Origin of the sequence: Ensifer sp. M14, from assembly GCF_003355565.1 — a bacterium.
Lineage (GTDB): Bacteria > Pseudomonadota > Alphaproteobacteria > Rhizobiales > Rhizobiaceae > Ensifer.
Genome location: NZ_QJNR01000004.1, coordinates 815970 through 830000, shown reverse-complemented (window position 1 = coordinate 830000; position 14031 = coordinate 815970). Strand labels below are relative to the sequence as shown.

Genomic DNA, 14031 nt, shown 5'->3' with positions numbered 1-14031 from the left:
TCCCATTTAAGTTGTTCCTGTTATGTTCTTATAGATTCCAGAGCTGTCAGGATGAGTCAACAGCCAAATTTAAGAATTTATTCCTTGGCCTTTGCATCAGGAATTCAACACTCGAAAAACAAAGCCAAAATCGCTATATGGAGGGCAACAAGGAGTGCCTATGGCCCGCATTGACCAGACCGATGATTGGCGGGAACGCCACGCACCGACGCTCACCACATTCGAACAGCTTGCAGTGGAAGCCTACGGCCACCTGCCGCAGGAGTTCCGCCAGCTGACGACCGACCTCATCATCGAGGTTGCCGACTTTCCAACCGACGACGTTTTCGAGGACATGGCGCTGGAAACGCCGTTCGACCTGCTCGGCCTGTTCGAGGGCCGCGGGATTACCGAACGCTTCACCATGGAAACGGGCGAGTTTCCAAACCGGATCACGCTTTATCGCCGCCCGATCATCGACTACTGGGCGGAGAACGAGGAAACGCTTGGTGATATCATCACCCATGTGCTGATCCACGAAATCGGCCACCATTTCGGCCTCTCCGACGACGACATGGAGCGGATCGAGGCTAGCGTCGAGCACGTGGGCAACTAAGCCCCAATCCGCTCTGAGGCAGAGCCCTGAAGAACAATCGGAAGACAAAGAAACGCTCCGGCCGGAAGGGAGGAGCGTTCCTGCTTTTTACTGCTCCGACAGCTTGATGTCGGGATTATAATCCTTGCCTTCGACTTCCTTGAATACGGCCTGCCCACATTGCATGTACTGCGTATCCGCATTGAAGGCGTAGGTCGGCGAGCCGTGCAGGGACCAGCCCTGGTTCAGCGCCGCGGTCACCTTATGGCAGAAGGACGCATCGTCGGGGCCGGTGAGGAAGCGGTACAGTTTCAAAATCTTACCTTTCGTTTTTCAATCGTGTCCGCCTTGGCGGCGAGCTTCAGGGCCTGGTCGAGATGCAGCCGCTCGATCATTCGGCCATGAAGATTGATGACGCCCCTGTCGGCGTTCTCCGGCAGCGCGAAGGCGGCGATGATGGCGCGCGCCTCGTCGACGGCGGCCTGCTCGACGCCGAAGCGCTCGTTGGCCGGACCGATCTGCAAGGGGTGGATCAGCATCTTGCCGTCATAGCCCATGTCGCGCCCCTGCCGGCACTCCTCGTCGAAACCATCGGCATCGCGGAAATCGTTGAACACCGCATCGATGACATCAAGGCCGTTGCCGCGGGCGGCGAGCAGGATCTGCATCAGCCACGGAATGAGGTAAGGCCGACCGGGACGGTCTGGAACGCCCGTCTCCTTGCGCAGGTCGTTGAGGCCGACGACGAAACAATCGAGCCTGCCGCCGAAGGTGCGGCCGGTTTCGGCGATCGCGGGGGCATTAACGACACCGCGCGGCGTCTCGATCATCGCCCAGAGGCGCAAGCCCTCCGGCGCGTCGTTGTCGGAAAGCCAGTCGGCGACGATCTGGATATCGCCCGGGCTTTCGACCTTGGGCAACAGGATCGCGTCAGGCTTTGCCTGAAGAGCCGCCGCCAGATCCTCCTGGCCGAAGCCCGATCCGAGCGCGTTGATGCGGATGACGATCTCGCAATCCGGCCGGCTTTCGCTGAGGTAGCGCACAAGTCCCTCACGCGCCTCCACCTTGCGCTCGGGCGCCACCGCATCCTCAAGGTCGAAGATCGCGGCATCGGCCGCCAGTTGCGAAACTTTCATCAGTGCACGGGCATTGTCGGCCGGCACGCAAAGCACCGAACGACGCAGGCGAACGGGGTGATGTTCGATCGATTTTGTCATGCGGCAGTTGTGCCCGCCTTTGATTTTTTCCGCAAGGCGAGGCGAACGGCCGCACCCCTCTTGCAAGCAGCGGGGCCAACACCCACATCGGGACCAGAAAGGTGACGATCATGCAAAGCATACGTTCTGTTCTCTTTACGGCCCTCGCCATCGCCATCACGCTGGCAGCCTTCGTGTTCACCGCATCGCTGGCACTTGCGCTCGCCGGCATCGCTGCCGTTGTCGCGATCGGCAGTGCCATTGCCGCCCGGCTGAACCTGAAGTCCGCACGCGCAACGGCCCGCCCGGCCTCCGGACCCGCCCCGCGCGAAATGCGCATCTGGAACGACGGTCGCGGCACGATCATCGATCTCTAGTCATCGACCTCCAGGGCGTTTCCGGTTTCGTTGAGGCGAAACAGTGGAAGCGCTCTATCTCCTTGTTTTTACAAATCTCTTGACGGGAGGCCTGTTCGCTCGTCCTGGTTCCGCTGAAGCGTGCCCAGCGCTGCAACCCAACCCCGCGCATTTTTTTTGCGACCACCCTGTCGGCAAACCCCATCTGCCTTCGTCCTTGTGTCAGGCCCGCAAAGGTCGTGGCCACTCTATCATTCCCTAGAACAGGAGCATGACATGGACAGCACGACGCAGAAAACAGACGCAAACCAGTTGCCGCAGGCGCTCAACGGGCTGGTGCCCTATCTCCAGGTCGACGGCGCCGCCAAGGCAGCGGAGTTCTACAAGCACGCCTTCGGCGCCAAGGAAGCCTATCGGCAGCCGGTCGACGATCAGGGCCGGACGATGCACATCCATCTCCACATCAACGGCAGTTCGCTGATGCTGAGCGACGCCTATCCGGAATACGGCCATGCCCTGGAGAAACCCCAGGCCTTCAGCCTGATGCTGCCGGTCGACGACATCGACGCGTGGTGGAGCAAAGCGGTTGCCGCCGGCGCCGAAGTGGTCATGCCGATTGAGCTGATGTTCTGGGGCGACCGCTACGGACAGCTGCGCGACCCCTTCGGCGTGCTCTGGGCATTGAACGCCCCGGCCAAGGCAGGCTAGGTCGAGCGGGCTCGGTCAAGGCGGGCTGACGCCGGCATCAACCGGCAAACCCCTCGACCAACGAGCCTCAACTGACAAAACATCCATGACAACACTTGCCGAGCAGGCGATTCCACCTGCCCGGCAAGCATCTTCGAGATAGATTTTCCTTCATTTCGGCGCAAAACTGATCTAAACGCTTACGCAACATTTCGCTGAAATCGAAGGCCTGAAGTTATGGAAAAGTTCGTCAAGCTCACCGGCGTCGCCGCTCCCCTCCCCGTCGTCAACGTCGACACGGACATGATCATTCCGAAGGATTACCTGAAGACGATCAAGCGCACCGGTCTCGGCACAGGTCTTTTCGCCGAAGCGCGCTACAACGAGGACGGCTCGGTCAACCCGGATTTCGTGCTCAACAAGCCCGCTTACCAGAACGCCAAGATCCTGGTCGCCGGCGACAACTTCGGCTGCGGCTCCTCGCGCGAGCACGCGCCGTGGGCGCTTCTCGACTTCGGCATCCGCTCCGTGATCTCGACCTCGTTTGCCGACATCTTCTACAACAACTGTTTCAAGAACGGCATACTGCCGATCGTCGTCAGCCAGGAGAACCTGGACAAGCTGATGGACGACGCCTCGCGCGGCTCCAACGCCATCCTGTCGATCGACCTGGAATCCCAGGAAATCACCGGCCCGGACGGCGGCACTGTCAAGTTCGAGATCGATGCCTTCAAGCGCCACTGCCTCTTGAACGGCCTCGACGACATCGGCCTGACGCTGGAGAAGGCAACGGCCATCGACAGCTTCGAAAAGTCGACCGCCGCCTCGCGCCCCTGGGCGTGAGCTGAAGGGATGACGCGCAAGCTCATCTCCTCCGGTTCGCCCTTCGAGAAGACGGCAGGCTATTCGCGTGCCGTCGCCAAGGGCGACTGGTGCTTCGTCTCCGGCACCACCGGCTACGACTACGCCACCATGACCATGCCGGAAACAGTGGAAGATCAGGCACGCAATTGCCTGAAGACGATCGAGGGCGCGCTGAAGGAGGCGGGCTTCTCGCTTTCAGATGTGGTGCGCAATCACTACTACGTCACCGATGCCAGCTTCGCCGATCGGGTGTTTCCGATCTTCAGCGAGATGTTCGGCGACATCCGCCCGGCCGCCACCATGGTCGTGTGCGACCTCATCCGCCCGGAAATGCTGATCGAGATCGAGGTCACCGCCTTCCGCGGTTGACCTCTGGCGGGCGGCAGTCGGCGGCATTGGCACCTCACCCGCTTATGCGCTACTCAGAGGCATGACGACGGACCTCACCCGCAGGACCGTTTTGCGCATCGCCACGACCGGAAGAAGCCCATGCAATTCGAAGGCACCGCCGACTATATCGCCGACAAGGATCTGATGATCGCCGTCAATGCCGCGATCCGGCTGGAACGGCCATTGCTCGTCAAGGGCGAGCCCGGCACCGGCAAGACCGAACTTGCCCGCCAGATCGCCGCAGCTCTCGGGCTCGAGCTCATCGAATGGAGCGTCAAGTCGACGACCAAGGCGCAACAGGGTCTCTACGAATACGATGCCGTCTCGCGCCTGCGCGACAGCCAGCTCGGCGACGAGCGCGTCAACGACGTTGCGAACTACATCCGCAAGGGCAAGCTCTGGCAGGCCTTCGAGGCCGGCAAGCGGGTGGTGCTCCTGATCGACGAGATCGACAAGGCCGACATCGAGTTTCCGAACGACCTGCTGCAGGAACTCGACCGCATGGAGTTCCACGTCTACGAGACCAACGAGACGATCAAGGCCCGAAAGCGGCCGATCGTCGTCATCACTTCCAACAACGAGAAGGAGCTGCCGGACGCCTTCCTGCGCCGCTGCTTCTTCCACTATATCCGCTTCCCCGACGCCGACACGCTCGCTCGCATCGTCGAGGTGCACTATCCCGGTATCCGCAAAACGCTGCTTTCGGCAGCGCTTGCCGCCTTCTACGATATCCGCCAGGTGCCGGGGCTGAAGAAGAAGCCGTCGACCTCCGAAGCGCTCGACTGGATCCGCCTGCTCGTTTCTGACGAGATCGACCCGGCCGACCTGCGCGCCGACCCGAAAACCATGCTGCCGAAGCTGCATGGTGCTCTCTTGAAGAACGAACAGGACGTCCACCTCTTCGAACGCCTGGCCTTCATGGCACGCCGCGACCAATGAAGCCTGACGCCCACAAGGTGCTGATCTACGCCACCTGGCGGGAGCAGCTGCTCGTCTTCGATGAGCCGGACTTTCCTGAAATCGACCTGCAGGTTCCCGGCGGCACGATGGAACCGGGCGAAAGCCCCGAAGCAGCCGCCCTCAGGGAGTTTGTCGAAGAGACCGGATTGGCGCCGCCGGCGACATTGTTGCCGCTTGCGACACAGGATTACCACTTCACGAAAGACGGACGGCAGATCTGCCATCGCCGGCATTACTTCCATGCGCCGTTAGCCGGCGAACAAAGAAAAACCTGGTTCAACCTCGAGATGACGCCGGACGGCGGCGGCTCGCCGATCCGCTTTCGCTTCTTCTGGCTGGCACTCGACGAAGCTTCGTGCCGTCTCGGATATGGCATGGCGGATAGTCTGGGGCTGCTGCAAGCCCAAGGCATTAGCCCCTCACCCTAACCCTCTCCCCGCAAGCGGGGAGAGGGGACGCGGACCACTTGATCGCCAATGGATTTCGGCTGGCAGTGGCGGTGAGTTCCTGTGGGCTGGCGAGGGAGGCATGCCCTCGCGGCGCTGGCCCTTCTCCCCGCTTGCGTGGAGAAGGTGGCGGCAGCCGGATGAGGGGCGCCTTTTAGCCGGCGGTTCGTTTTTCATTGACCCCCGCGCCCATGCCGCGCTATCAAATGAACCGTGGTGATTTGGCCGGCCGGCTTGCAGCCACGTTAAACAAATCGCTAAAGGGCCGAGGAAACGTGGATTTTCCGAGGACCGGTCGCGATCAATCGCCGCCGGTTTTTTTGTATCGATCGAGTGGAAGCCCCATGCCTATCAAGATACCCGATACGCTGCCCGCCTTCGAAACCCTCGCAACCGAGGGCGTGCGGGTGATGACCGAGACCGTGGCGATCCGTCAGGATATCCGCCCGCTCCAGATCGGGCTCCTCAACCTCATGCCGAACAAGGTCAAGACCGAGATCCAGATGGCGCGCCTCATCGGCGCATCGCCGCTGCAGGTCGAGCTGTCGTTGATCCGCATCGGCGCGCACCGGGCGAAAAACACCTCCGAGGAACATCTGCTCGCCTTCTACGAGACCTGGGAAGAGGTGAAGGACCGCAAGTTCGACGGCTTCATCATCACCGGCGCGCCCGTCGAAACGCTGGAATATGAGGATGTCACCTATTGGGATGAACTGAAGCGCATCCTCGACTGGACGACGACCAACGTGCATTCGACGCTGAACGTCTGCTGGGGGGCGATGGCGGCGATCTATCATTTCCACGGCGTGCCGAAATACCTGCTGAAGGAGAAAGCCTTCGGCGTCTACCGCCACCAGAACCTGCAGCCCTCCTCCGTCTATCTCAACGGCTTTTCCGACGATTTCGCCGTGCCGGTGTCGCGCTGGACCGAAGTGCGCCGCGCCGACATCAACGGGGTGGCCGACCTCGAGATCCTGATGGAATCGAAGGAGATGGGCGTCTGCCTCGTGCACGAGAAAAAGGGCAAGCGCCTCTACATGTTCAATCACGTGGAGTATGATTCCACCTCGCTGTCGGACGAGTATTTCCGGGACGTGGATGCCGGCGTGCCGATCAAGATGCCGCACGACTACTTCCCGCACAACGATTCGACCCTACCGCCGCAGAACCGCTGGCGCAGCCACGCGCATCTCTTCTTCGGCAACTGGATCAACGAGATGTACCAGACGACGCCCTACGACATGGACATGATCGGCACGGAGAAAGACTGAGGCTAAATGTTCATCCCCTTCTTCCTCGAACTGAAGGCTGCGAAAATCCCGGTGACGCTGCGGGAATTCCTGTCCCTGATCGAGGGCCTGGAGGCGGGCATCGCCACCTTCGATATCGAGGCGTTCTATTTTCTCGCGCGCACAGCGCTGGTGAAGGACGAACGCCATATCGACCGCTTCGACGGCGTGTTCCGGCATTGCTTTTCCGGCCTTGAGACGATCAATCCGCCTGATGAGTTCGAACAGGCGGCGATCCCCGAGGAATGGCTGCGCAAGCTGGCCGAGAAATACCTGACGGAAGAAGAGAAACGCCTGGTCGAAAGCCTTGGCGGTTTCGAGACCCTGATGGAGACCTTGCGCCAGCGGCTCCGCGAGCAGGATGGGCGTCACCAGGGCGGCTCCAAATGGATCGGCACCGCCGGCACCTCCCCCTTCGGCGCCTATGGTTACAATCCTGAGGGGGTGCGTATCGGCCAGGACGGCTCACGGCATCGCCGCGCCGTCAAGGTCTGGGACCGGCGCGAGTTCAAGGATTACGACGACACGGTCGAGCTCGGCACGCGCAACATCAAGGTGGCGCTCAAACGGCTCAGGCGCTGGGTGCGCCAGGGGGCTGCCGACGAACTCGACCTTTCCGGCACGATCCGCGCCACCGCCGAGCACGGCTATCTCGATGTTGTAACGCGACCGGAGCGGCGCAACGCCGTCAAGCTCCTGATGTTCTTCGACGTCGGCGGCTCGATGGACGACCATATCCGCATCGTCGAGGAGCTGTTTTCGGCCGCACGCGGCGAATTCCGCCACATGGAGCACTTCTACTTCCACAATTGCGTCTACGAGGGCCTGTGGAAGGACAATCGCCGCCGTCGCGCCGATATCACCCGCACGTCGGAGCTGCTGCGCACCTTCGGCAGCGACTACCGTGCGATCTTCGTCGGCGATGCCTCGATGAGCCCTTATGAGATCAGCCACCCCGGCGGCTCGGTCGAGCATTGGAACGATGAGGCCGGCGGGCTCTGGCTCTCGCGTATCGCCACCCACTTCCCCCGATCCATCTGGCTCAATCCTGTTGCCGAGCAGCACTGGGGCTATACCCAGTCGATCGGCATGATCGGGGGCCTCTTCGGCGGCCGGATGTTCCCTTTGACGCTTGCCGGACTGCAGGACGCGACAAAACAACTATCACGCTGAATCTACCGCAGAAAATCTCGATTTCCGGTTGCCGATCCCCAGGAAATGACGCAGGTTGCTTGCCGCGAGGACGGGGAGAACCAGGCGATGGACAAGCATGCAGACACGGATATCTTCGGACACCTGCCATCGGGTGAGCCGGTTCACCGCGTCGTGCTTTCCGGCGGCGGCCTGACCGCCCATATCCTCACCTGGGGAAGCGTGATCCAGGACCTGCGGCTGGAGGGTCACGAGCCGCCGCTGGTGCTCGGCTTTACCGATCTCGAAAGCTATGTCGCTCATTCCCCCTATTTTGGCGCGACACCCGGCCGCTGCGCCAACCGCATCGGCGACGGGCGCTTCACGCTCGATGGCCAAGCCTACCAGCTCGAATGCAACGAAAAGGGCGTGACGCACCTGCACGGCGGCAGCGACAACATCGGCAAACGCAACTGGACGATCGTGGAGCGGACGCGGGACAGCGTCACATTGACGATCACCGACCCGGATGGACGCGCCGGCTATCCAGGCAACTGCCGGATCCGCTGTACCTACCAGTTGAAGCCCGGCGGCGTGCTCAGCGTTGTCTACGAGACGGAGAGCGACCGGCCGACGCTCGCCAATGTTTGCCAGCACAGCTATTTCAATCTCGATGGCAGCGCGGACGCGCTTAGCCATGACATCATGATCGCCGCCGACCATTATCTGCCGACCAACGAACGCCAGGTGCCGACGGGCGAAATCCGCCCGGTCGAAGGGACCGCCTTCGATCTCAGGGAAATGACTTCCCTCAAGCGCCAGACCGAGGGCGAACGCATCGCCTATGACCACAATTTCTGCCTCTCGCCGGAGCGCATGGCGAAACATTCGGTCGCTCTTGCCCGCAGTCTCAACTCCGGCGTGACGATGGAAGTGCTGACGACCGAGCCCGGCGTGCAGCTCTATACCGGCTTCAAGCTCGACGTGCCGGTGCCCGGCCTCGAAGGACGCCGCTATGGCGCCTTTGCCGGCTTCTGCCTGGAAACCCAGGTGTGGCCAGACGCGGTCAACCACCAGGGCTTTCCGAACGCAGTTCTGCGCCCCGGCGAACTGCGTCGCCAGGAAACGGACTATGTTTTCATGAAGAGCTGAGCCGGAAACACGGGGCCGGGACATGGCGTCGCTTCCGTACGAAAAATCGCTTGAAAATACATGAGTAAGAAAGTTAAGTATTTCCCGTTGGGGCAGGGCATAGGCTGTCCGTGCGAATGCGGACTGCGGGAATATGAGTGTGCGGGACAACGACAAGCGGAACGCGATCTATATCGCGCATCGTCCCGCGCTTCTGGCCTATGCCCGTTTGCTCTCCGGTTCGCGGGCCGAGGCGGAAGATCTGGTCCAGGAGGCGTTCATCCGCTTCTCGCCGCAACACGCAGACACCGCGTTATCGCCACGGGCCTACCTGGTGCGTATCATCCGCAACCTCGCGTTCAATCTGAAGAAGCGCAAGCGCTACGAAAGCCAGCAGGTGTGCGACAACCTGCCGTTTTGGGGGAAGCCGCAACCGGTGGATACCCCTGAACAGCACGCGCTTTTCTGCGATCAGGTTCGCAGCGTTGCCTCGATCCTGTCCAGCATGCCCGATGACGCCAGGGTCGTTGTCGAGATGTATCGTTTTGACGGTTACACCCTGCAGGAAATTGCCGAGCACCTCGATCTTTCGATCGCCACGGTTCATCGTCTCTTGAAGGCGGCGATGGCGCGGCTTGCCGAACAGATGAGCACGGGCATCGGCTAGCCACTGAAACATGTGGCCTGGTCACCGAAAATGGCCGGAAATGGATTTGGCACCGCGCATCGATACGCTGGAAAGAGTTATTCTTCGCGATGAAATCAGTTGGCAACGACGACAGCGGCAAGACGCCATCGATCCAGGAAGAAGCAGCGGAATGGCTACTACAGCTGCGCGAGACGCCGCAAGACACGGATCTTTGTCGGCGGTTCGAGGCCTGGCGATCGCAATCGCCCGAGCACCGGGCAGCCTGGGACAGGACAGCGGCGATGTGGGATGCCCTCGGCGCAGCGCCTGCCGAATACGAACGGCTGTCGCCGGCGCGCGGGACAAACGCCGCCCGGCAACCGATGCGACCTGCCCGCGGCCACGCGCGGCGCGCATGGGCAGGACGCATCGGCCGGCCGGGATTGGCAGCCGCGGCGACAGCGGTTGCCCTCTGCGCTGCGCTGTTTTTCGGCCCCGCCGTCATGCTCCGGCTCCGGGCCGATCAATTGACCAGGACGGCCGAAATCCGCACCGTCAAGCTCGATGACGGCAGCACCGTCGTGCTCGGCGCCGACAGCGCGATCAAATCGACCTTTGACGAAAGCAGCCGAAAAATTACCCTTCTCGCCGGAGAAGCGTTCTTCGATGTCATCGCCGACGGACGGCCCTTCGTGGTCACGGCCGGCGGCGTCCAGGTCGAGGTGCTGGGAACCGCTTTCGACGTGAGGATGACCTCCGCGGTCACCGATGTGGCTCTGGCGCATGGAAGGGTCCGGACGAGCTTCGGCGATGACATGGGCTCGCAGGCAACCCTTGAGCCCGGCGAAGTCATCAGCATCGAGCGCGAAAACGGCGCTGAGACACGCGCCGCCATCGCCATCGGCGACATCGCCACCTGGCGCGAAGGCCGCCTCTACGTCACCAACCAGACAATCGGCTCCGTGGTGGAGCTGATCCAGCGCTATCATCCCGCCTGGATCACCGTTCCAGACCGTGGCCTGGCGGCAAAGCAGGTCAGCGGCATCTACGACCTCACCAGACCTGACCAGGCCTTGCGCGCGCTGGTCGGCCCCTATGGCGGCAACGTGCGGTCGGCATCGCCGCTTCTGCGTGTCATCACCCGCCTTTGATAAAACAGGACAAAAAAATTCAAGTTTTTTGAGCGATCGGCTCGAAAGCTGAAAAAAATCCGTCCGCACTTTGTCTTGCACTCTGAGGCGCCGCGCATTCCGGCGTCTGCAGATCAGGAGAGAGTACTGAAATGGCATCCGTGGTACCGGCACATTCATTCGTCGAGGGGACAAGATACGTGAGGCTGAGGCGTGGCGCCGGCCTGATGGCAACAACGGCGCTTGCATTGTTCTGGACCGCCACGACCGTCGAAGCACAAACCGCTTCGAGCGGGTCGGCGATCCCTTCCGAGAGCCGGACGAACGAAACGGTCCACGATTTCAACATCCCGGCTCAACCGCTTTCCAGCGCGCTTAGCGTCTTCAGCCGGCAAACCGGACTGCAGATTTCGCAACCGGCCAGCCTTGGCCGGGACGTGACCTCGACCACGGTGAACGGCCGCTACACTGCACAGCAGGGTCTTCAGCGGCTCTTGCAGGGCAGCGGCATCAGGTTCCACGTCAACGGCGACAACGCTGCGGTTCTCGGACAGAGCGCCGAACCGGTGGACACGTCCCTGGCGACAGGCTCCACAGAGCTCGAGGCGATAACGGTGCGTGGCGGCCGCGTCCGCTCGCCAAAGGATGAGGTCTTCACCGCTCCGAAGTCCACGGTCTACATCTCGTCCGAGACGATTGACCGGTTTGGCCATCGCACCGCCGGCGACATGTTGAAGGGCCAACCTGGCGTTCAGGTGGGCGACAGCCGCAATGGCGGCGGCCTCGACGTCAACATCCGTGGCGTCCAGGGCCAGAACCGGATTGCCGTGACGGTCGACGGCGGCCAGCAGGCACTCGACACCTATCGCGGCTATGCCGGCACGCAACAGCGCAGCTATATCGATCCCGATCTGATCGGCGGCGTGCTGATCAACAAGGGGCCGAGCCTGGCTGCCGGAGCTTCGGGCGCCATCGGCGGCACAGTCGCGATGCAGACGATCGGCGTCACCGACATTCTCAAGGACGGAGCGACCTTCGGCGTCAAGCTGAAGGGCGACCTCTCGAACAACGGCATCTCGCCACAGGAACCGCGTACCGGCGTGCCGCGCTGGGAAAGACACGAAGCCGATGCCCGCACCGAGCGCGGCAACATCTTCAATTCCGACGCCAAGTCGGGCAGCGCGGCCGTCGCCTACACCAACGAGTATTTCGACCTCGTCGGCGCCTTCGCCAAGCGCAACGAAGGCAACTACTTCGCCGGCTCGCATGGCCGCGACCGCTACCGCATCTTTACGCCGGTGAAGCGCTGGGACGGCAGCACCTACCTGCGTGAAGAGAATTCCGTCGCCAAGGTCTACAAGGAGGGCGAAGAGGTCATGAACACCTCGAGCAACACCCAGTCGGTGCTGCTCAAGGCCACGATCCGGCCGACCGACGAGCAGACGCTCGACGTCGGCTTTCGCCATTTCGATGGGCGCTTCGGCGAGATCATGCCGTCGGTGATCTATCGCGGCAGCGACGACACGCTCGGGCAATGGCCGCTCGGCTCGATGAAGATCGACGCCTTGAACGCGCGCTACGCCTACGACCCTGCTGACAGCGACCTGATCAACTTCAGGGCCAATGCCTGGATGACGGATGCCGACAGCGAACTGCTGAACGGCGGGCCGATGGTTCCCCGGTCCCAACGCTCCGACTTCGACAATGATTACGGCTGGGCCCGCCAGCAGAACCGCCGCTGGGGCATCGATGCCAGTAACAAGGCGGAGTTCGACACCGGCCTCGGACAGGCGACGCTCGATTTCGGCGCATCGTTCATGAACGAGACCATCCGCCCCGCCGACGGCGTCGTCATCACCCTGGACGACCGCAACAACAACCGGATCCTGCGCGACGGCGACCGACAGGAAGGCAACCTCTCGGGGCAATTCACGCTGCAGCCGACAGAGGCGTTCTCGGTCCGGCTTGGCGGGCGCTACGTCAGGTTCAACAGCAAGGACAACAACCGGCATTCGCAAGCGATCTACGAAAAGAGGTCCTACAGAAACATCTTGCTCAAGGATGGAACCAACTGGGTGGCCAATGCCTTTTGGTTCGCCGACAAGGACGGCAACTTCACCGATGCCACCAATCCGCTGCTGAATGACGGCAATGCGACCACCTATACGGACAACTCCGAAGTCAGGATCGGCAACCTCAAATACAACTCCACCACGGTCTATGCACCGCAGGTCGCAGAGTTCGTCAAAGAGTACAAATACGGCAATCAGCTTGAACGCAACGATGGCGGCTTTGCCCCGGCGTTCGGCATCAGCCACAACATCACCGAGGACAGCCTCGTCTACGTGAATTACACCGAAGGCCTGCGCATGCCGGGCCTGTTCGAATCATCGCAGGGAACGCTGCAGGTGGTCCAGAGCGCAACATTGAAGCACGAGCGCTCCCGCGCCTGGGAAATCGGCGCTAGCACGATGACATCGGATCTCCTGTCGCCGGGTGACACCGCCGGCCTCAAGCTCGCCTACTTCAACACAAAAATCGACGACTACATAACCCGCTTCTACAACCCTACGGGCAACGGCATGATGCTGTTAAGCAATGCCGAGAGCTTCAAGGTTTCCGGGCTGGAACTGCAGGCAAACTATGACGAGGGCCGGTTCTTCGCCGATCTTTCGACCACCTACTACTTCAACGCCGAAACCTGCGATCCCGTCGTGGCCGCCCAGCTGCGGGCAGCCGCCTCCATCTATACCCGCACGGAAAACACGCCGGACTGCACGCCGGGCGGCTTCAGCGGCTCCTACGCCAACACGCAAAACCCGCCGAAATACGCCGTGAACGTCACGGCGGGCGCGCGCTTCCTCGACGAAACCCTGACGATCGGCGGCCGCATGACCTACACCAGCGGTCCTGTGGAAAAACTCGACCAGCCCTGGCAGAAGAATGTCACGGCAGCCCAGGTCTTCTACCACCCGGTCGCCGTCTTCGACGCCTTCATGGCCTATGAGCTGCGCGAGGATGCGGTGCTGAACCTGTCGGTCGAAAATCTCACCGACCGCTATTATCTCGATCCTCTGGCGCAAAGCCTGATGCCGGCGCCCGGTCGAACCTTTCGTGCCGGCCTGACGATGAAATTCTGATTCGATCGGAAATGGCTGGAAAGCGGTGCGGCGCGTCCGCACCGTTTTTTTTGTTCTGCAGCAGAAAACGACAAATCGCGCCAATGAGATGATATCTCGGCGCGGAACA

The 14031-nt window shown here is 61.6% G+C and carries 15 protein-coding genes and 1 riboswitch; of the genes, 13 read left to right on the top strand and 2 right to left on the bottom strand.

Features of this window, described 5'->3' with window-relative positions; translation table 11 throughout:
- Nucleotides 1–160: 160 nt before the first annotated feature.
- Nucleotides 161–595: a metallopeptidase family protein gene (locus tag BLJAPNOD_RS04080; protein ID WP_115418985.1), complete on the top strand. Its 435-nt coding sequence runs from the start codon at nt 161–163 to the stop codon at nt 593–595.
- An 87-nt stretch (nt 596–682) separates the two neighbouring features.
- On the opposite strand, the gene BLJAPNOD_RS04075 is transcribed toward BLJAPNOD_RS04080, so the two are convergent.
- Entirely contained in the window at nt 683–889 is a 207-nt protein-coding gene (locus BLJAPNOD_RS04075) for a DUF1737 domain-containing protein (RefSeq protein ID WP_077500815.1), read from the bottom strand.
- The gene (locus BLJAPNOD_RS04070; RefSeq protein ID WP_115418984.1) at nt 886–1791 is read right to left on the bottom strand and encodes a CoA ester lyase; all 906 of its coding nucleotides are present in this window, start codon (nt 1789–1791) and stop codon (nt 886–888) included. The genes BLJAPNOD_RS04075 and BLJAPNOD_RS04070 overlap by 4 nt, the downstream gene beginning before the upstream one ends.
- Before the next feature lie 110 nt (nt 1792–1901).
- Between BLJAPNOD_RS04070 and BLJAPNOD_RS04065 the strand changes: the two genes are divergently transcribed.
- The 12 genes from BLJAPNOD_RS04065 to BLJAPNOD_RS04005 all read left to right on the top strand — a co-directional run bounded on the left by BLJAPNOD_RS04065 (nt 1902) and on the right by BLJAPNOD_RS04005 (nt 13922).
- Nucleotides 1902–2147, top strand: a complete 246-nt coding sequence (locus tag BLJAPNOD_RS04065; protein WP_077500938.1) for a hypothetical protein — start codon at nt 1902–1904, stop codon at nt 2145–2147.
- Between the two features lie 255 nt (nt 2148–2402).
- Nucleotides 2403–2834 carry a glyoxalase/bleomycin resistance/extradiol dioxygenase family protein gene (locus BLJAPNOD_RS04060; RefSeq protein WP_077500817.1) on the top strand — a complete coding sequence of 144 codons (432 nt, stop codon included), beginning with the start codon at nt 2403–2405 and terminating at the stop codon, nt 2832–2834.
- A gap of 216 nt (nt 2835–3050) precedes the next feature.
- Nucleotides 3051–3656 (top strand): 3-isopropylmalate dehydratase small subunit, encoded by a 606-nt coding sequence (leuD, locus tag BLJAPNOD_RS04055; protein ID WP_077500818.1) that lies wholly within the window; start codon nt 3051–3053, stop codon nt 3654–3656.
- Nucleotides 3657–3665: 9 nt separating this feature from the next.
- Entirely contained in the window at nt 3666–4046 is a 381-nt protein-coding gene (locus tag BLJAPNOD_RS04050) for a RidA family protein (protein ID WP_115418983.1), read from the top strand.
- A 120-nt stretch (nt 4047–4166) separates the two neighbouring features.
- Nucleotides 4167–5006: a MoxR family ATPase gene (locus tag BLJAPNOD_RS04045; protein ID WP_115418982.1), complete on the top strand. Its 840-nt coding sequence runs from the start codon at nt 4167–4169 to the stop codon at nt 5004–5006.
- Nucleotides 5003–5455, top strand: a complete 453-nt coding sequence (locus tag BLJAPNOD_RS04040; protein ID WP_115418981.1) for an NUDIX domain-containing protein — start codon at nt 5003–5005, stop codon at nt 5453–5455. The genes BLJAPNOD_RS04045 and BLJAPNOD_RS04040 overlap by 4 nt, the downstream gene beginning before the upstream one ends.
- Before the next feature lie 221 nt (nt 5456–5676).
- Nucleotides 5677–5754: riboswitch (SAM riboswitch) on the top strand.
- Nucleotides 5755–5817: 63 nt separating this feature from the next.
- Nucleotides 5818–6744 (top strand): homoserine O-succinyltransferase, encoded by a 927-nt coding sequence (gene metA / locus BLJAPNOD_RS04030; protein WP_115418980.1) that lies wholly within the window; start codon nt 5818–5820, stop codon nt 6742–6744.
- 6 nt (nt 6745–6750) lie between these two features.
- Nucleotides 6751–7935, top strand: a complete 1185-nt coding sequence (locus BLJAPNOD_RS04025) for a VWA domain-containing protein (protein WP_115418979.1) — start codon at nt 6751–6753, stop codon at nt 7933–7935.
- Nucleotides 7936–8022: 87 nt separating this feature from the next.
- Entirely contained in the window at nt 8023–9045 is a 1023-nt protein-coding gene (locus BLJAPNOD_RS04020; RefSeq protein ID WP_115418978.1) for an aldose epimerase family protein, read from the top strand.
- Nucleotides 9046–9178: 133 nt separating this feature from the next.
- The gene (locus BLJAPNOD_RS04015; protein ID WP_115418977.1) at nt 9179–9691 is read left to right on the top strand and encodes a sigma-70 family RNA polymerase sigma factor; all 513 of its coding nucleotides are present in this window, start codon (nt 9179–9181) and stop codon (nt 9689–9691) included.
- Between the two features lie 89 nt (nt 9692–9780).
- The gene (locus BLJAPNOD_RS04010) at nt 9781–10803 is read left to right on the top strand and encodes a FecR family protein (protein ID WP_115418976.1); all 1023 of its coding nucleotides are present in this window, start codon (nt 9781–9783) and stop codon (nt 10801–10803) included.
- Between the two features lie 179 nt (nt 10804–10982).
- Nucleotides 10983–13922, top strand: a complete 2940-nt coding sequence (locus BLJAPNOD_RS04005) for a TonB-dependent receptor (RefSeq protein ID WP_199565888.1) — start codon at nt 10983–10985, stop codon at nt 13920–13922.
- Nucleotides 13923–14031 lie beyond the last annotated feature (109 nt).